Genomic DNA, 16,106 nt, shown 5'->3' with positions numbered 1-16,106 from the left:
TGCTTGCTTCGCTCTTAATAATGCCGCGTCGCGCACTGGTCCGTGCGGCAGCAATCTGGCCTCCTCCAAGAGCTTGTGAGCTTCTTCGAGAAGCCGTTCTTTGAGTGATTTTGCTTGTTTGAAACGACGCCGAGGAATGATTGTCACAGCCCGCTCCTTTCCCGTTTGAGGAAGGCGGGAGCGCAAGGGGCGTTCTCATCACGGACAAAAGCCGAGGTCCGCTCCGTGATGAAGGGATAATGACTTATCCGCCCGGTTTCATCGCCCAAGTCGATTGCCCGGGCGTTCTTCTCGATGATGTTGATATTTTTGAACTGGTACGCGCCAAGTTTAGGAAATCGCGAAAGAACGTCTCAGCATGAATGTTAATGCCTTGGAGATTAAGACCATTGAGGTGCTCGACCGACATCCTCAGGTGCGTCAACTAATGAGAGATGTCTTCGAGAAGACGTGCGCGGTTCATAGTGATGCCAGACCCGACTCGTGAACCTTCATTAGTGTTAGCTTTAGGAGACCTCGTTAGCTACTTCGAAATTACCAAAGGGCAACCCTGCTGTGGAGTGAGGCTTCGACGCAGAATTAGCTTTTTGCCTCGCAATCAGAGGCTCTGAACACAGCATTCGCCCCAATTTCTCAAGTGGGCGAAACAGTAATCGTCGAAGGAAGCACAGTACGGGCAAGTCGTTTTTTGCGCTCTTGCGGGGCGAGAGGATCGAGAAAATCGGCCGCTTGTGGGGAAAGTAAATACCTGCATCGCAATGCTTTCTGACCTCCGTTCATTATCGACGAAGTACAGAGATTTGGAGAAACCAGGCGCGCGGGAGAATAGCCCGGGTGCAAGCCTGCTGCCCGAGTACGGTTTACCGATAAAAGGCGAGCCATATCAGCGGCAAAAAGAGCCCTCGAATTCTCCGGAGAGGACGTTCGAAACGGAGGGTGGCGGAGCGAGAGCACCTGGAAACGAACTTGCTCCGCAGAGATATTCGACGATCCTGAAATTTCGGAATTATGCAGCGCAAAAATGCCGATGACGGGCCTGTACCGTCGGCACGCCGGCCAGCGGCACTATTGGTTCGGCGGCTCAATCGAAAAACCGCCTTCGTACGAAAAGGCCTGACGGAATTCTGTCGGCTTCGACGCACATTCTCCGACAAACGCCATGAAGAAGGGCCGCCCGCTCCGCTCGACAATTGCTTGCAGCTTTCCCTTGCAGGACGCGGATCCGGACCACGAAATTTCACCCTCTATGACGCGGCGGCCGTCGCCTTCGTCGCGTTCGGATGCGTTGGAAAGCCCGTTCTTGAGCATCAATGACAGCGAAGGCTGAGCTTGCGCTTTGGCGCCAGCCGGGACAGAGCCGGCCTGCCAAGCCCCCGTCCCCGTACGCAGCCACTGCTTGTCGTCGATGACGATCATTTCCATTCCGCCCTGCCTTGGATTCTTCAGTACCCGTGACCGTCCAGGTCGAATGCGATCGATGTAATAGACATCGGTAACTTGCCCTCGCTTCATGAACAGCCGGACCCGTTCGCTTGGCGCGCCTTCCTCGGCGGCGATGGAGGCCAGGAGCGTGTCCAGCGGCGCAGCTCGAGCCGCATAGTGCAGAGGCAGAACCGTGAAAAGAACCGCAAATTCAAAAGCAGCAAGTCGGTTTTTCATCGAGCCACCTCCCCAAAGGACCTGGCGTTCGTTCCATGGCGGGTGTTGTAGCCTTCGACAATGGCTGCCTTCAGTACATCTACGTTCACGTCGTCGACCTTTCGCGGCGACCGCACTCCCTGCGTGTGCTCGTAGTTCCACGCGATCACGTCAATGTAAACGGGTTGGCGAAGCCCGCCCGGCCGCAAAAGGTTCAACAACGCCGACGCGATCGCGGGATATGGTGTGAACTCGCTGTTGGCGAGCCACTCGCGCAAATCCCGCTCTGTGACACTAAAATCGATTCCGAGTCCTCGCAGTTCTCCGATGGTCGCATCGACGTTCGCTCCCGGCGTTGGTGTCGACATCGGGCTCGGCGTTGGCTCCGGCCTTGGGGTTGGATTTGGCGGCGGGCGATAACCGTCTCGTTCGGTGAAGTCGTCACCAGCATCGGCGTGCGCTTCGGGGCGAGCATCGAACTTTCGTGACAGCTTGGCGGCAGGCGCGCGTTCGAAAGCACCCAGCGTGCATCCTGAGGGATCGAGCCGCCCCTGGAAGGTCAGATCGACGCCGCCCACCGCGGTGCCCCGGCACACCGTCGGATCGCCAGCCCGCGCGGCAGAGCTGCCGGGGTCAGGAACGAAAAATGCGTCCATCGCGATCGCCGACGGTGCAACGCCAGGACAGGAGCCATCCGATACCGAGTTGCGGCCATGGAATACGCCCAACGCAACGCGAGAGCAGTTGCTCGGCTGGTTTCGGGCAAAGATACTGTTGACGACCCGCGATCCCTGCGCATCCAGCGTGAGACCGGCTGCGCTGTTATCCGCAATGGTGACATTAGCGAGATTGATCGCATTTCCCACGATTGCTCCGTCAGCCGCGGTGTTACCGATCACAAGGCTGTTGGCAACGCTGGCAGTACCTGTCTGATCGGCCAGGATCGCCGCACCGCGCCCAGCTGCTCGATTGCCGCGCATGACCGCGTGGGTGAGGGTCAACGCGCCACCGGTGACAAAAATGGCTCCGGCATCGGCCGTCGCAGAATTTTCGGTGAAGATATCGCCGCTGGAAAGCAGACCGGCCGACCGGGCAAGCTCCGCCGTGATGGCGGCGCCACGCTGACTCGTGTTGCGGTTGAAGCGGTTGTAGGAAAGAACAGCACGCGCAGGGGGCTGCCGCAGCAGCGCATTAATTGTGGCAGGCAGAAGATTGAAGCGGCGAGCCTCCTCCACGTTGTCAAATATCTGGACGGCACCACCGGTGTTGTCGATGAAGGTGTTGGACCGCACGGTAATGACGATTGGACCCACGCGCCGGGCCTGCGAAGTCATTGCCAGCGCGGGCCCGCCGCGGTTGCCGTTAAAGCCCGAATGCAGCACTTCAACAGGCCCATCGGCGCCGGAAATTCGCAGCCCTCCGTTGCTGTTGCCCTGAAAATTGCAGTTACGAACCGACCCCTCGCCCATAAAGAGCCCGAACTCGTTACCGATAAACCGGCTCTGCGTAATTCGTGCCTCACCGCGCACATCGAGAGCCACCCCGGTATTGCCGACAAAGGACGATTTGGTAACTGTCCCTTTGTGTAGCAGGCTGAATGGAGAGCTACTCGCCTGGGCCGTGACTTCTTCGAGTTCGGCATCATCGAATGCGAGCAATACACTCGGCAGCGTCTTTGCAATGCCTCCCGGCCGCACGAATCCCCTGAACCCAATTCCTACGAGAATGATGTTCTTGCGGGCCGTCAGGAACGGTCCCGTCATGCCGCCTCCGTCGAGTGTTATCCTGCCGCTGCCCTCGATGCGCGTACTTCCCGTCAGATCGTAGCGTTTCGTCACCCTGATCACGGTATTCGCCGGGCAATTGAAGCGGATGACCCCGCCCGAAGCCATCGCTTGCGAAAAATTGGTCCCCGCATTGGCCTGGGTGTCACTGGCGCACGCGGTCACGTTGGCATCGGCCATTGCTGGAGTCGCAACGGCTATCGCCAGTGCTGTCAAAACCGCATACCGCGCGGCCCTTCCCGCCGGCATCAAGGTGTCCTCCTCGGATTTGCCCAATCTGAGAAGTCAATCGAAATCGGCCCCCCCGGACCCTTCAACGTCGCGCGGCCCCGGCCATCGGCATCGACGGCATCTCCAGCTGTTGTCCATGGTGGGGCCGGTGCGCCGTCTACAGACATGATGGTCGGACCCGATTCCTTCAGCGAGAACTCGATTTGCCGGCCGGCCGCGGTCTTATAGTTGGCATGGCCGTTCGCGTCGGGCTGTATGGCGCGCAGAGCCGCCGTGCGCTCCTGCTTGAAGCGCTCGAACGATGCGGCGGCTTTCTCGCCCGTCGGCTCCGGCGTTTCGACGATATCCATCACGCCCCAACGACGGCCATGCTCACAGAATGTGTCCGGGCACGCGACGAAGCGCGCGGCAAGGAAAAAGCCGAGGCCCTTCCTCAGATCGTTCGGGTTATTCACATCGGTCGGAAAGCATTTCGGCGATGAGACGAACCACAACTCATCATCGCCGGAGACGAGCCCTTCGGTGCAAGCCTGGAAACCGTTGGCGAGCACAGGCTGTTCGCCGCAAGCAAAGCCGTCGGCAACGCAGGTGTTGGCCAGCCGCTTGTCACGCATGCCCACGCCATCAAACCGGAAGGTGTCGCCGAGGAAGAGCCCTGCCACCGTGGGAATGATGGTCGTCGGCGCAGCGACGCCCAGGTCGGACTTGTCCGATTTCCCCAGAACGGCGGCTGTCGCGTCGGTCGGTACGCCGCCTGCCGTGATCGTAAAGGCCGGCCGCTGAAAGACGCGCTCTACGCCTGCATGACGAAACGTCTGCTGGAAGGGCCGCCGGTCGACGGCATTCGACAACACGGGGGCGGGAAGCCGATATGAACTGGTGGCGCCATAAATGAGCAACGACATTGCGCCATCCTGCACGCGCGAATTCGGCATCAGTTGCGCCTGGTTAGAGAGCAGCATGGCGCGGTAGACTTCGTGGTCGCAGCCTTCGACACAGGCGTAGAAATTCGCAGGGTCCCCGCCGGGAGCAAAGTTATCGGCGTACCCGTCATACTCGCTGCGGCGCCGGAATGGCGGAACACGCCTTCCCCTGTTGGAGGTCGACGCGAATTTTGCTTCCGAAAGGTCGAGCACAATTCTTGCTGCGGTCTGCATTGCAGCATCGCCGTGCACGCGAGCGAAGTCATGAAGGTTCAGCACGGCGTTGAGGCTGTAGCGGGTATAAGGCCGTGCGTTGTATTCGCGGAAGTCGTTGGCTGCAATGTCCTGCAGGCGGCGAAGCAGCCATTCTCTAACCTTTGCCTGATCGGCGCGCACTTCATCAACGCGGTCGTAACCTTTGCTTTCCAGCCGCCCGATGATGTCAGCGTTGACCAGAAATTTGGAGCTCTCGATCATCAGCCGGTGGTTTTCGGTCTCCGGTATGCGGATATCGGCGAAAGGCAGCGGTGTGACCAGATCGGTCGGGTCAACTCCCGCCGCCACGAGAAAAGGCGCCGCTGCGAGCGCGGGAGGACCGACAAGCGTATAGACGGCGGTTTTGAAAAACAGCGTGCGCAGCCACTCGAGGGCGTCCCCAATTGCGTCCGCGACTTCGTTGTACCAGGCGTGACGATCGGCGGTGTCTTCCGGGCTGCCGAGTTGATCGCCGGCAGGTTCGCCGCAACTGCCGAAAATGGAATAAGTGCCGTCCGACGGCGCCCCCCGCGTCGCCAGGAGCTGCGAATACATGTGGTCGATCGTTTCGGGCGCGAGAATGCTGGCCTGACGGCCGACGGGACCTGCGATGTAGAGCAGGCGGACCAGCACCCGAACATCGACGTCGAACTCGCCCGCGCTCTTGAATGAAAGGTTCTCGATACAGGGCAGATCCGACGATCCCAGCACTGTCGTCTTCCGCATCGCCTGCACCGTCTCGTTGATCTGCCGCTGGAGGCAATCGGCAGGCACGAGAATATCGACGGTTGGAGGCGGATTCGGCACGTTGGGCGAAGCGAGGATCCGAACACAGTTCGTGAGTGATGAAACAGCCGCGCGATCGACCTTCCCGGCACAAGGGGGCGCCGACGCGGCGTTCAGGCGTGGGCCGCTTGGGCCGCCACCGCCCGGATTGGCGCGCAAGAAGGCCGCTTTTGCAACCAGAATGGCGGCCATGTCTTCGCCCTGGCGGTCGAATTTGCCGGCGGCAAATTCGCCTCGGATGGCAGCATAGTCGGCTTCGCGCCCACACGCGTTGAATGCAATGACCGCCTTGGCGCGATCCTCAAAACCGGCAGCGGCAGCAGCTGCATTCGGCGAAGCAGTAGGATAGACAGGTTGTTGCGCGTCAGCGTGGTTGGCAAACAGAAGCGCAAGCTGGAGAACGAAACAAGGAAAACATCTTTTTAGGAGCTCGCGAAGGAAGGACATTCGGTTGATTCCCCCAAGCCACGAATGCAGCCTAGGGTGGCTGAAATTGCGTCAAGATTGAGGACCGCTGCAATTTGTGTGGCAGATAGCGTCCCACGCGCACCGAAACTTTGAACCCGCATGATCATTAGGCAGCTACCTCACTGCCTCTCGGGCGCGATCTGGTAGGCTATCCTGGCGTCTCGTTGAGCGGCCCTCCATCCGCTTACCAGCTTGGGCGCTCCACCCGTGACGTTCTCAACCTAGTCCATGAACTAGAACAGAAAAGCGCATCGCTGCGCATCCTTGAGCCTGAGGTTAGCACGGCGGGACCGCTAGGCCGGATGGTGATGACTGGCTTGGCATGGTCGCTGAGATGGAGTTGGGCTTCATCAAGGAACGACAGGCGGCTGGCATCGCCAAGGCCAAGGCTAAGGGCGTGTACAAAGGCAGGCCGGTCAGCCTCGATCATAGCCAGATCAGGACACTGCGCTCGCAGGGGCTTGGCGCGACCGCGATTGCGAAAGCAGCTTGGGTGTTCACGCGTCGCGATCTACAAGGCCATGAGCGCGGAATAACGGAGTGTCTGAGGAGGGTTCAATGTTCGGGCTGTTCCGCAAGATGAAGGAAATGCGCGAGGCATTCACGGCTGGCGCAACGAACACTGGCAACGTCACGGCCACCATCGGTGACAAGCTGGTTCTCAACTGGCACGGGACACCCTCGCAAAAGGATGGTGTTCTCCACATGCTCCCGAAGATGCGGGACAGCATGATGCCGGATGCGGAGTTAGGCAGCTTCGCTGATGGCGTCATTGCCAGCGTCAACGACGACGGGATGTCCTCCGACAGCACAGGGAACAACATTCAGACTATCGCCATGCTCTGGCGGGTGTTCACAACAAAGCTCGATGACGGCATCTACGGCGATCTGATCGGCCAAGCGAACCTGCACTGCGCATTTCAACTGCATGAGCAGCCGGGAGATCAGTTCAAGATCACATGGAAGATTAGTGTGATGCGCGGGAGAACGGCGTAACCGTTGGCCTCCTTTGAGCTTGCGGCTTCTGACGATCCTCGTTCACAGCATTGGCGGGAACAATCGTGATCTAGATCAAAGAACGTCGGCGGTAGCGCGGTCGAATGAGGCTTCGTAGCGCTCAACTACGAATGAGACCCCCAACAAAGCCGCTGGCTCCCCAAGCTCGCGGCTTTTTCTCAAAACCCTTTGCGGTAGCCCATGGTGCGGGTCAGACCAGATAAGCCGACCGTGACGCCTGCGATCCACCGCGCAATGGTCGCGGTGAATGACCAGAAGGTGTTTCGCATCTATGGCCCGAATGGGACGGTGTGGAAGTGCGAACGCGACCTGGTTTCGCCGCGCATACTGTGGAAGCTGATCACGCACGGCCTGATCGAGGACGAGCCGCATACTGCCGTTACGGAGGCTCCGCTCACCATCGTCCGAATGCGCTTGAGCCAAGCTGGCTTTGATTTTCTGAGATCGAATACCAAAGTGAACCCAAGTTCGTCCAGGCGGTAGGCTAGGAACCGCTGGTTAGCATGGAGCCGCCAGCTTGGACTGTTCACGGAGTACGATCTACAAGGCCATGAGCGCTTCGTAGGGAGTGCCGATGCAGACGGTCTGCTTCGCGCTAGTGCGGACGCCGCTTGAGTGCGAGATGCTGTTCCGCAAAGGGGTCAACACTCGACCACGATCCGAACTGACTGGTCAGGACCGCAGCATCTCCAAGAGCGGACATCTTGCAGAACACGCCCCCAACGCAATGTTCGCGGCGTCGGCTGCGGTGCTGGTTGGGACTGAGCAGGTGCTGTCACGGGAGGCTGCCGCTGCGGCGCTGGGACCGAATGCTGATCGCCGCCTCAATTGCAGACTTCGATTGCCGTTTCGCCAACTCTAGCAGTCAATACCAGTACGGGCATAACCGACATGGCATCCCTTGCCGACTGGCCGACACCCAGCCTGATTGCAGATCATTTGACCAGAAGATTGCTTGGCGGACGCCGCCTCGTCTTTCTTCCGTTCGGCGTCTCGCGCTCCAGATTGAGCTCGCGCAGCGACTGGCTTCTTGTCCTGCACCTTCTCGCATTCGTTATCATCGTTGACACGATAACCAGCGCGACACGCGATCTTCGTGCAGGCATCGCCATCGGCCCTAAAACCATGGTCAAAGACCAGCGGGCAAACGCGGCCTGACTTGGCCTTGATCGCATCCAACGCATCGGAGCTTGCAAGAGCAGTGTTGAGCTTCGTTCCGGCATATTTGTTGAACAAGGTCAGCGAGCGCTGTGACTTAGCGCTCCATTCACCGTTGTCCGTACTGGCAAGACAACCGACGCGGCGGAGTTCCGATTGGACGGCCTTGGCGAGTTCTTGCGGTGTCTGCGCCGTTTCCGGTGAAGGTGCAGGCGATGGGAGGGCCGCAATCTTCTGGTCGGCATCGGAGCCGCCCCTCTTCTCTGATGCCTGCCTGTCGGCCAGAGCCTTGGCAACAGCGGCCTCAATCTCCTTGCGGCGCTGTTCGGCGGCGGCGGTTTTGGCTTCCTCAACCTGCTTGGCCTTCTCGGCAGCGAGCCGCGCATCCGGCGGAATCGGCTCCGGCGTCGCGGTGAATGCAGCGGACGACTTCGTTCCCGAGCGCGCTGTTGTCGGGGACACGATACCGAAGCAAGTGGCGAACATAATCGCGCCCCTGGCCGGGGCGGTGGGCGCCAACTCGGGCCTGGGCACCGCGGAAGGCATCGCCGGCGCAATCAAGAATATTGCGGCGCGGTCTTTCGGCTCATCGTCGATCTCTGACCAGAGAAGGCCCTTGACCCACTTCTCCTCGCCAACCAAGACGCCGGCGCCGCCCTCCTTGACGTGCTCCGGCAGGTATTCGCCGATGACATCCTTCTGGCGGAGCATGCAGTCGAATTGCAGCGCTTGAGCCAATGCCAGCGGACCCCAACCGCCTGCCCAAGCGCGTCGACGCACAGCGATCGCCTGGGGTGCCGTGATGCGCTCGCTGCGCTTCGGCGCCGCCGGGAAACGCGGGGCCGACATGATCTGGCGGATCCGCGCGCACTGCTTGTCCTCGAGGATCGTCAGGCCGAAGCTGAAGAGCACGCGGATCTTCTTCACGAAGGCGCGCGCGGCCGAGCTCCCGGACTTCCTGCGCGACCGATTCCGCGTCGTGAAGGTGCCGGCGCCCCGACTGATCGATTTGCCTTTGTTGGCGGCGTCGATCGTCGACGCCATGTTGCTTGAGGAAGGCGACGAATGGGCTGGCAGCGTGGCTCCGTTCGCGCCCGACGAGTTGCTGATCATAGCGAAGGCCTGGGAGAAGCGCGGCATGTCGATGCGGGCGCTGCAGAAGATCGTGTTCGCGACCTTGGAAGCCCGCGACGCCTGTCAGATGAGGCACTAAGCGATGTCAAACACAGGATGGAAGGAAGACCTGGCCCGCGATATCGAGGCCTACACGCTCGGCGAGGTGCCGAGCGCATTCGAGCAGCTTCGCGCTCCGACGATCGAGGCGTGGTGGACCGAGATCCGCCCCATCGGCAAAGAGTACAAGCTCGTCGTCCGCGGCGAGCCCCGCAAACATCCGGATTACCAGGACGGCGACGACATCTGCACCGCCGCCGTGTTCTGGTTCGACAGGAAGGAGCGCTTCGTCAGGACCGCGCACAGGATCTACATGCTCGGCGAGCAGCGCGGCGACGAGATCGGCATCGACGAGATCGACAGCGAATGAACCAGCATTCAGTGAAAATGATTCACTCAGAAGTCGTGAACGGTCAATTGGTTATCGTCGTTCAACGCCGAGGAATGATGCGGAACACGCTGGCGCAGATCGAGCGCGCTATCTCCGAAGCGCTCGGCGGCGCTCGTGTCGCGGTCCTTACCGAGGCCCAGTGGCAGGCCCCCTAGGATACCTAAGACGGCTTAGCTTCCCAAAAGGCGCGAACTTCCGTCGGACCTCCGAAAATTTTTCAGCGATCCTCGCAGATTGCGCTACCGCAAATCCGGCCAGCACCCGTCCTCCTCATGACGCCCGGTCCGGTGCGCACAGCCGTCGGCGAGCAGACGCGTCGCGACATCCTTCCATAGCGAGCCGCCGTCGTAGAGCTTCAGCGCGTTCTCGCGGCTGATCTCGACGACGCGAAAGCACTTCAGGCATTCGACGCGCAGCACGCTGGCGCGGATCTCCGCGAGCGACCGGGATCCGATCGGCCTCCTGGTCTCCGCGCGTGGATCCGACAGCACCGAGTGCCACCAGGCCTCCTCGTCGTCGACGGAAACGGCGGCGCCGCTGGGTCTCTGCCAGGCGGCGCGCCGTCTCCTCCACGCGCTGCTGTTTCGGCGTGGGAAAACGCCACTCTGCACACCTTCTTGCGGCCATACGCTAGACTCCAATTGACCGAAGAACAAATAGAGAACAAGATGGTTTCTCCGTCAATCAGGAATCCTTCGCCATGGCCGACCCCGTCGAGCAGCAACCTATCGACGAGGCCGTCGAGCTGGAAGTCGCGGCCGCGCAGGCGATGCAGGCGTGCGGCGGCGACATGCTCGCGACGGTGAAGGCGCTGATCGTCGCGAACGCGATGCTCGAGCAGGAGCTGGCCGACGTCTACGCCAAGGCGAGCCGTGGATTCTTGCGCGGGCGCCGGCTGCCGAAGCGCAAGGATTAGCGGAAGCGCGGACGCGGGGCCCAGTCCGGGATCTCGACGACGAGGTCCGGGATGAAGCCTGCATTAGGCTGCCATGCATACCCGTGCGGATTGCATACAACCAACGTTTCGCCCACGGTATACTGGAAGCTGTTGTGGACATGCCCATGCGCCCATAGCGAGGGCTTGTACTCATCGATGATGGCCGACAGATCGCTGATGAAGCTGGAGTTGATAGCTCCGTCGTCGGCGTAATCCTCATGCCGCGATCTGGGGTGAATCCCATGGTGGCTAATACATACGGTCGGTCCGTCATGCTCCTCGGAGAGCCGATCGGTCAGCCAGCGCCGCTCCATCAGATGCCTTTTGTAGGCTTCCTTCGGAGTGAACGGCGCCGGAAACTCCGCGCCGGGCGTTGTCCTGATGAACTTGTGGTCGTTGATGAACTGTCCGGCGCGCAGGCCGTGCGCCTGGCTGTCCGCGTCGAATCTGTAGTCGGTCCAAAGCGTGCAGCCCAGGAAGCGCACGCCGTCGATGATTGGCACCGCGTCGGCGTCGAGGAACGTCACGTTGGTGGGGCGCGTCCGCTCGCGGATGACGGCTGCGGCGTCCTCCAGGATGGACCCATAGTATTCGTGGTTGCCTGCGACGAACAGGATCGGCTTGCCCCACAGCGCCCGCTGATTTGTCAGCCAGCTCGTCACCCTATGTGCGTGGTGCACGTCGCCGGCGAAGATCGCCAAGTCGAAGTCCATGCCCTCCGGAACGGTGTAGCCGTGGTCCCAGGCCTCGATGTGAAGATCGGATGCGATGAAGAGTTTCATGGGCCGGGACGATCGCGCCCGCGACTGCAAGAGGCAAGGACTCGAAGGTTGCCTGCCCTGCGGATTTTCAATCGGGCCCGGATCTGCCCCCGGCCATCGGGGGCAAGTGCCCGCGAAGGATCGCCAAGCTGTTTAGACCAATGATCTTAAGAGGATGCTTGGTGGGCGCACCAGGGCTCGAACCTGGGACCCGCTGATTAAGAGTCAGCTGCTCTACCAACTGAGCTATGCGCCCGAAAGGCGGTAAGTGCCTTGCGAGGTCGGTCGTTTAGCAAAGCGATCCGGGTATGGCAAGCGATGCGAGGAAGGTTTTTCCAAAGTCCCCAGAAAGCGAAAAGCCGCTGGATTCCAGCGGCTTCTCCAGGGTTAATCGTCGGGAAACCAGCCCCGTTCAGAGCCGGCCCTCGCGGTCCCGGTCGGGGCCGCCGTCGCGGTCGAAGCGGTCACGATGGAAGTGCTCCATGCCGCGCTCCATGAAGTGGCGGTGCGGGCCGTCTTCGCCGCCTCCGAACGGCCCGCGGTGGCGGGTCAGCACGGCAAGGCGCCGCTTCTGGCCCTCGTCGAGGGTCTTGTGGAGGGGGTCGGCGGCATCGGCGATCTTCTTCAGGGCTGCCGACGTCGCGCCCATGTCCTCGGCGCGCTGGCGCAACCGGGCGACCGGATCCTCCGGCCTGTCCTTGTCAGCATTCCTGTCGGCATCGCCGGGGCCGGCATTCATCCGCGCATTGGCGCGGTCGATGCGCAGCTTTTCGAAATCGCGCACGGCAGCCTCGACCGGCGGCCACAGCTTCTCCTGGTCGGCATTGAGCTTCAAGCCGGCATGGACGGCGGCGATCCGCGCATCGACGAGGGCGGCGCGGTCCTCGGGGTTGATGCGGATGTGGTGGCGCATATGCTCCATCCACGGGCGATGATACTGGGCATAGACCGCGCCCGAGCCGGCGATGCTGAGCACGGCGATGGCGGCGATAGTGAACTTCCTCATCCGGACCTCCTCTGGAAGGATGGCCATCAAGATGCGCGCCACGCGGCTGACACGCAACTTACAATCTGGACAGGGAGCACGTCCTTACGAAGATGTAACGCGCGATTTTACCTCCAGCCGCGATCGGAAATCATTCGCAACAAAAAGGCTTCCGTGCAGACCGCACGGAAGCCTTCGTTCATCGTTCGAACCGATCAGTTCGTCGTGCTCAGTTCGTCGTGCTCTTGGCCTCTTTAAGGAATTCGTCGATCAAGGGCTGGCCGATGCGGCCTGCGGCATCCTTGTAGACCGGCTCCATCGCCTTGCGCATCGCTTCGCTTTGCTCCGCGGTGAGCTTGATGATCTCGCTCTTGCCGCTCTTCTTGATCTCTGCGAGCGCGTCGTCGTTCTCCTTCTGCGACTGGGCGTTGCCGAACTCAGTCGCTTCCTTCATCGCCTTGGTGAGCTGGTCGCGGATGTCGGCCGGCAGGTCATCCCAGAACTTCTTGTTCACGATCACGACGTAGCCGATGTAGCCGTGATTGGTCTCGGTGATGTACTTCTGCACCTCGTGCATCTTCTGGGTATAGATGTTCGACCAGGTGTTCTCCTGGCCGTCGACCACGCCGGTCTGCAGCGCCTGGTAGACTTCGGAGAACGCCATCACCTGCGGCAGCGAGCTGAGCGCCTTGAACTGGGCCTGCAGCACGCGTGAGGACTGGATGCGGAACTTGACGCCCTGATAGTCGGCAGGCGTCACCAGCTTCTTGTTGGCGCTCATCTGCTTGAAGCCGTTGTCCCAATAGGCAAGGCCGGTGATGCCCTTGGCATCCAGCAGCTTGAGCAGCCGGGTGCCCAGCGGGCCATCCGTCACCTTCCGCAGCGTCTTCAGGTCGGGCAGGATGTAGGGCAGGTCGAACACCTCGAACTCGCGGATGCCGAGCGGCCCGAATTTGGAGTTGGACGGCGCCAGCATCTGCACGCTGCCGAGCTGCAGCGCCTCGAGCTCTTCCTTGTCCTTGTACAGCGTCGAGTTCGGGTAGACCTCGACCTTGACCTTGCCGGCGGTGTACTTCTCGGCGAGTTCCTTGAACTTCTCCGCCGCCTTGCCCTTCGGCGTCTCGGTGGCGACGACGTGGCTGAACTTGATGATGATTGGCGATTGAGCCGATGCCGGCCCGGCCAGCCCGAGTGCCAATGCCGCGATGGATGCGGCGATCGCGAAGGTGCGCATAATCTCTCCCTGATGTTCTTTGGGCCGCCCGGCGTGCGGGCGGCCGATCCTCATGCCGGCTGCATCAATAGCGGCTGGACGGCGGAGTCGCTATTGGTCGTTAGCAGGGCAGCTATTCAAGATGAACGCCGGTGCGCTCCCTCTCCCGCTTGCTTGCGGAAGAGAGGAATTCAACGGGCCTCCGCGCGAACGTCAGCTCGCAGCCGCCGTCGTCACGTTGTCGCGCTGGCGCTTCATGACGATCTTGTTGAGCGCGCCGAGATAGGCCTTGGCCGAGGCCACCAGCGTATCCGGATCCGCCGCGCGCGCCGTCATCGCACGTCCCTCGTGCGACAGCCGCACCGAGACCTCGGCTTGCGCGTCGGTGCCCTGGGTGACGGCGTGGACCTGGTACAGTTCGAGCTTGGCCTCGTGCGGCACCAGGCGCTTGATGCAGTTGAACACCGCATCGACCGGACCGTTGCCCTCGGCCTCCTCGATCTTGATCTGGCCGTCGACGTCGAGCTTCATGGTTGCGCGCTGCGGGCCATGGGTGCCGGCGATCACCGTCAGCGAGGTCAGCTTGATGCGATCGTGCGAGGCCGCCATTTCCTCGTCGACCAGCGCCTCGATGTCCTCGTCGTAGATGTCCTTCTTGCGGTCGGCCAGCGCCTTCATCCGCGTGAACGCGTCTTCCAGCTGGTTCGGGCCGAGCTTGTAGCCCATCTCCTCCAGCTTGTGCACGAAGGCGTGCCGGCCGGAATGCTTGCCGAGCACCAGCGAGGACTGCTTCAGGCCGACCATTTCGGGCCGCATGATCTCGTAGGTCGAGGCGTCCTTCAGCACGCCGTCCTGATGGATGCCGCTCTCGTGCGCGAACGCGTTCCGGCCGACAATGGCCTTGTTGTACTGGACGGGGAACGAGGTCGCAGCCGACACGACCTTCGAGGCGCGGGTCAGTTGCGTGGTGTCGATCTTGTTCCAGTAGGGAAATTTGTCGTTGCGGACGTTGATGGCCATCACGATCTCTTCGAGCGCGGCGTTGCCGGCGCGCTCGCCGATGCCGTTGACGGTGCACTCGACCTGGCGCGCGCCGCCCATGATGCCGGCCAGCGAGTTCGCGACCGCCATGCCGAGGTCGTTATGGCAATGCACGGAGAATACCGCCTTGTCCGAGTTCGGCACGCGCTCGATCAGCGTCTTCATGAAGTGGGTGTATTCCTCCGGCACCGTGTAGCCGACGGTGTCGGGGATGTTCACCGTGGTGGCGCCGGCCTTGATGACGGCTTCCACGATGCGGCACAGATAGTCCATCTCGCTGCGGGTGCCGTCCTCGGCCGACCATTCGACGTCGTCGATCTGGTTGCGGGCGCGCGCGACCATGGCAACCGAAGTCTCGAGCACCTGCTCGGGGGTCTTGTTCAGTTTCACCCGCATATGCAGCGGCGAGGTCGCGATCACGGTGTGAACGCGGCCGCGCTTGGCAAATTTAACGGCTTCGGCGCAGCGGTCGATATCGGCCGGATGGGCGCGGGACAAACCGGCGATCACGGCATTCTTGGAGCGGCGGGCGATTTCGCTGACCGCCTGGAAGTCGCCTTCCGAGGTGATCGGGAAGCCGGCTTCGATGACGTCGACGCCCATGTCGTCCAGCATCTCGGCGACCTCGAGCTTCTCCTCGAAGGTCATGGTGGCGCCGGGGCACTGCTCGCCGTCGCGCAGCGTGGTGTCGAAAATGATGACGCGGTCCTTATCGGACTTGTTCGCGGGGGCCATTGCAAAATTCCTTTTGAGCTTTCGCGCCGTCAGTCCCTGGGGCGCTTGAGGTGTCCGGTGATCTCGACCAACCCCTGAGCGCCCAGGCGCGTGACGCCCAGCCGGCCCTCAGGGGCAAGTAAGAAGAAGCCCGCCAATCAGGAGGGTGGGCAGCAGCGCGGCCGGGATCGTGGCGGCGGCCAGAGCCACCTCCCCCGAAATCCCATCGATTTGGCCACGAATCAGCATTGCCAGACCCTTTTGAGCCCCAAATCTTCGGCCAAAACCGTTGACGGTTGGTTGCCAGAGGGCTCAGTAGCCCGTTTCTAGACGAGAAATAGCCGCAACTGCAACGCCAAAAGATGGTCAGGGGGCCTGACCTGGTTGAGGGTCCCCTCTCTCCGTGTCCCGGACGCGCCGCAACGCGAAGCGTTGCTGCGCAGAGCCGGGACCAAGGCGGCACGGGACGCGGCGAGATGGGCCCCGGCTCTGCAGCGCATCACACCGGCCGATGCTTCGTGTCGCCGGGCGTGCTGCGCTGCGTCCGGGGCACGAGAGGAGAGTTTGACGTAGGCTCTCTCCTCGCTTGTCATTGCGAGCGGAGCGAAGCAATCCAGAGTCTATCCACCGA

At 61.5% G+C, this 16,106-nt stretch carries 15 protein-coding genes, 1 tRNA gene and 1 pseudogene; 6 read left to right on the top strand and 11 right to left on the bottom strand.

What is annotated here, in order from left to right; all coding sequences use genetic code 11:
* Nucleotides 1-244: 244 nt before the first annotated feature.
* The 4 genes from C7G42_RS36380 to C7G42_RS34580 all read right to left on the bottom strand — a co-directional run bounded on the left by C7G42_RS36380 (nt 245) and on the right by C7G42_RS34580 (nt 6,064).
* Nucleotides 245-409 carry a hypothetical protein gene (locus tag C7G42_RS36380; RefSeq protein WP_502694252.1) on the bottom strand — a complete coding sequence of 55 codons (165 nt, stop codon included), beginning with the start codon at nt 407-409 and terminating at the stop codon, nt 245-247.
* Nucleotides 410-1,065: 656 nt separating this feature from the next.
* Entirely contained in the window at nt 1,066-1,659 is a 594-nt protein-coding gene (locus tag C7G42_RS34590) for a hypothetical protein (protein ID WP_106953295.1), read from the bottom strand.
* Nucleotides 1,656-3,602 (bottom strand): right-handed parallel beta-helix repeat-containing protein, encoded by a 1,947-nt coding sequence (locus C7G42_RS35620; RefSeq protein ID WP_199581300.1) that lies wholly within the window; start codon nt 3,600-3,602, stop codon nt 1,656-1,658. Before C7G42_RS35620 ends, C7G42_RS34590 begins: the two co-directional genes overlap by 4 nt.
* Before the next feature lie 68 nt (nt 3,603-3,670).
* A complete protein-coding gene (locus tag C7G42_RS34580; protein WP_106953294.1) occupies nt 3,671-6,064 on the bottom strand; it encodes a hypothetical protein in 2,394 nt (797 codons plus the stop codon).
* 579 nt (nt 6,065-6,643) lie between these two features.
* Between C7G42_RS34580 and C7G42_RS34570 the strand changes: the two genes are divergently transcribed.
* Nucleotides 6,644-7,081, top strand: coding sequence for a hypothetical protein (locus C7G42_RS34570; protein ID WP_106953293.1), 438 nt, complete (start codon nt 6,644-6,646; stop codon nt 7,079-7,081).
* 231 nt (nt 7,082-7,312) lie between these two features.
* Complete coding sequence (locus C7G42_RS34565) at nt 7,313-7,585, top strand: hypothetical protein (RefSeq protein WP_147250326.1); 273 nt, start codon at nt 7,313-7,315, stop codon at nt 7,583-7,585.
* A gap of 341 nt (nt 7,586-7,926) precedes the next feature.
* On the opposite strand, the pseudogene C7G42_RS34560 reads toward C7G42_RS34565, so the two are convergent.
* Nucleotides 7,927-8,647 (bottom strand): annotated as a pseudogene (locus tag C7G42_RS34560) (caspase family protein); the annotation flags it as partial.
* 415 nt (nt 8,648-9,062) lie between these two features.
* Between C7G42_RS34560 and C7G42_RS34555 the strand changes: the two are divergent.
* The 3 genes from C7G42_RS34555 to C7G42_RS34950 are packed head-to-tail and all read left to right on the top strand — an operon-like array spanning nt 9,063 to nt 9,979.
* Nucleotides 9,063-9,473, top strand: a complete 411-nt coding sequence (locus C7G42_RS34555) for a hypothetical protein (protein ID WP_106953291.1) — start codon at nt 9,063-9,065, stop codon at nt 9,471-9,473.
* A gap of 3 nt (nt 9,474-9,476) precedes the next feature.
* Nucleotides 9,477-9,803 (top strand): hypothetical protein, encoded by a 327-nt coding sequence (locus tag C7G42_RS34550; protein WP_106953290.1) that lies wholly within the window; start codon nt 9,477-9,479, stop codon nt 9,801-9,803.
* Nucleotides 9,800-9,979, top strand: coding sequence for a hypothetical protein (locus tag C7G42_RS34950; protein WP_147250324.1), 180 nt, complete (start codon nt 9,800-9,802; stop codon nt 9,977-9,979). The genes C7G42_RS34550 and C7G42_RS34950 overlap by 4 nt, the downstream gene beginning before the upstream one ends.
* 84 nt (nt 9,980-10,063) lie before the next feature.
* Here C7G42_RS34950 and C7G42_RS36075 read toward each other — a convergent pair whose 3' ends face one another.
* Nucleotides 10,064-10,315: a hypothetical protein gene (locus C7G42_RS36075; RefSeq protein WP_245428156.1), complete on the bottom strand. Its 252-nt coding sequence runs from the start codon at nt 10,313-10,315 to the stop codon at nt 10,064-10,066.
* 209 nt (nt 10,316-10,524) lie between these two features.
* Here C7G42_RS36075 and C7G42_RS34540 point away from each other — a divergent pair, with 209 nt between their 5' ends.
* Nucleotides 10,525-10,740 carry a hypothetical protein gene (locus tag C7G42_RS34540; RefSeq protein WP_106953289.1) on the top strand — a complete coding sequence of 72 codons (216 nt, stop codon included), beginning with the start codon at nt 10,525-10,527 and terminating at the stop codon, nt 10,738-10,740.
* Here the strand turns inward: C7G42_RS34540 and C7G42_RS34535 are convergent.
* From C7G42_RS34535 to C7G42_RS34515, 5 genes are all read right to left on the bottom strand, one after another.
* Nucleotides 10,737-11,543, bottom strand: coding sequence for a metallophosphoesterase (locus C7G42_RS34535; RefSeq protein ID WP_106953288.1), 807 nt, complete (start codon nt 11,541-11,543; stop codon nt 10,737-10,739). The two genes, C7G42_RS34540 and C7G42_RS34535, sit on opposite strands and share 4 nt — an antisense overlap.
* A 159-nt stretch (nt 11,544-11,702) precedes the next feature.
* Nucleotides 11,703-11,778: transfer RNA gene (locus C7G42_RS34530), tRNA-Lys, on the bottom strand.
* Between the two features lie 156 nt (nt 11,779-11,934).
* Nucleotides 11,935-12,528, bottom strand: coding sequence for a Spy/CpxP family protein refolding chaperone (locus C7G42_RS34525; RefSeq protein WP_199581299.1), 594 nt, complete (start codon nt 12,526-12,528; stop codon nt 11,935-11,937).
* Between the two features lie 208 nt (nt 12,529-12,736).
* Complete coding sequence (locus tag C7G42_RS34520; RefSeq protein ID WP_106953287.1) at nt 12,737-13,741, bottom strand: TRAP transporter substrate-binding protein; 1,005 nt, start codon at nt 13,739-13,741, stop codon at nt 12,737-12,739.
* 192 nt (nt 13,742-13,933) lie between these two features.
* The gene (locus tag C7G42_RS34515; RefSeq protein WP_106953286.1) at nt 13,934-15,496 is read right to left on the bottom strand and encodes a 2-isopropylmalate synthase; all 1,563 of its coding nucleotides are present in this window, start codon (nt 15,494-15,496) and stop codon (nt 13,934-13,936) included.
* Nucleotides 15,497-16,106: the final 610 nt, after the last annotated feature.

It is taken from the genome of Bradyrhizobium sp. MOS003, assembly GCF_003020125.1.
Taxonomy (GTDB): domain Bacteria; phylum Pseudomonadota; class Alphaproteobacteria; order Rhizobiales; family Xanthobacteraceae; genus Bradyrhizobium.
The sequence above is the reverse complement of the archived record's forward strand: the minus strand, read 5'-3'. Positions and strand labels throughout refer to the sequence as shown.

Excerpts from the sequence above, each read along its gene's own strand:
- C7G42_RS36380 (WP_502694252.1), bottom strand. The coding sequence starts at position 409 with ATGTCGGTCGAGCACCTCAATGGTCTTAATCTCCAAGGCATTAACATT.
- C7G42_RS34590 (WP_106953295.1), bottom strand. The coding sequence starts at position 1,659 with ATGAAAAACCGACTTGCTGCTTTTGAATTTGCGGTTCTTTTCACGGTT.
- C7G42_RS35620 (WP_199581300.1), bottom strand. The coding sequence starts at position 3,602 with ATGGCCGATGCCAACGTGACCGCGTGCGCCAGTGACACCCAGGCCAAT.
- C7G42_RS34580 (WP_106953294.1), bottom strand. The coding sequence starts at position 6,064 with ATGTCCTTCCTTCGCGAGCTCCTAAAAAGATGTTTTCCTTGTTTCGTT.
- C7G42_RS34570 (WP_106953293.1), top strand. The coding sequence starts at position 6,644 with ATGTTCGGGCTGTTCCGCAAGATGAAGGAAATGCGCGAGGCATTCACG.
- C7G42_RS34555 (WP_106953291.1), top strand. The coding sequence starts at position 9,063 with ATGCGCTCGCTGCGCTTCGGCGCCGCCGGGAAACGCGGGGCCGACATG.
- C7G42_RS34550 (WP_106953290.1), top strand. The coding sequence starts at position 9,477 with ATGTCAAACACAGGATGGAAGGAAGACCTGGCCCGCGATATCGAGGCC.
- C7G42_RS34950 (WP_147250324.1), top strand. The coding sequence starts at position 9,800 with ATGAACCAGCATTCAGTGAAAATGATTCACTCAGAAGTCGTGAACGGT.
- C7G42_RS34540 (WP_106953289.1), top strand. The coding sequence starts at position 10,525 with ATGGCCGACCCCGTCGAGCAGCAACCTATCGACGAGGCCGTCGAGCTG.
- C7G42_RS34535 (WP_106953288.1), bottom strand. The coding sequence starts at position 11,543 with ATGAAACTCTTCATCGCATCCGATCTTCACATCGAGGCCTGGGACCAC.
- C7G42_RS34525 (WP_199581299.1), bottom strand. The coding sequence starts at position 12,528 with ATGAGGAAGTTCACTATCGCCGCCATCGCCGTGCTCAGCATCGCCGGC.
- C7G42_RS34520 (WP_106953287.1), bottom strand. The coding sequence starts at position 13,741 with ATGCGCACCTTCGCGATCGCCGCATCCATCGCGGCATTGGCACTCGGG.
- C7G42_RS34515 (WP_106953286.1), bottom strand. The coding sequence starts at position 15,496 with ATGGCCCCCGCGAACAAGTCCGATAAGGACCGCGTCATCATTTTCGAC.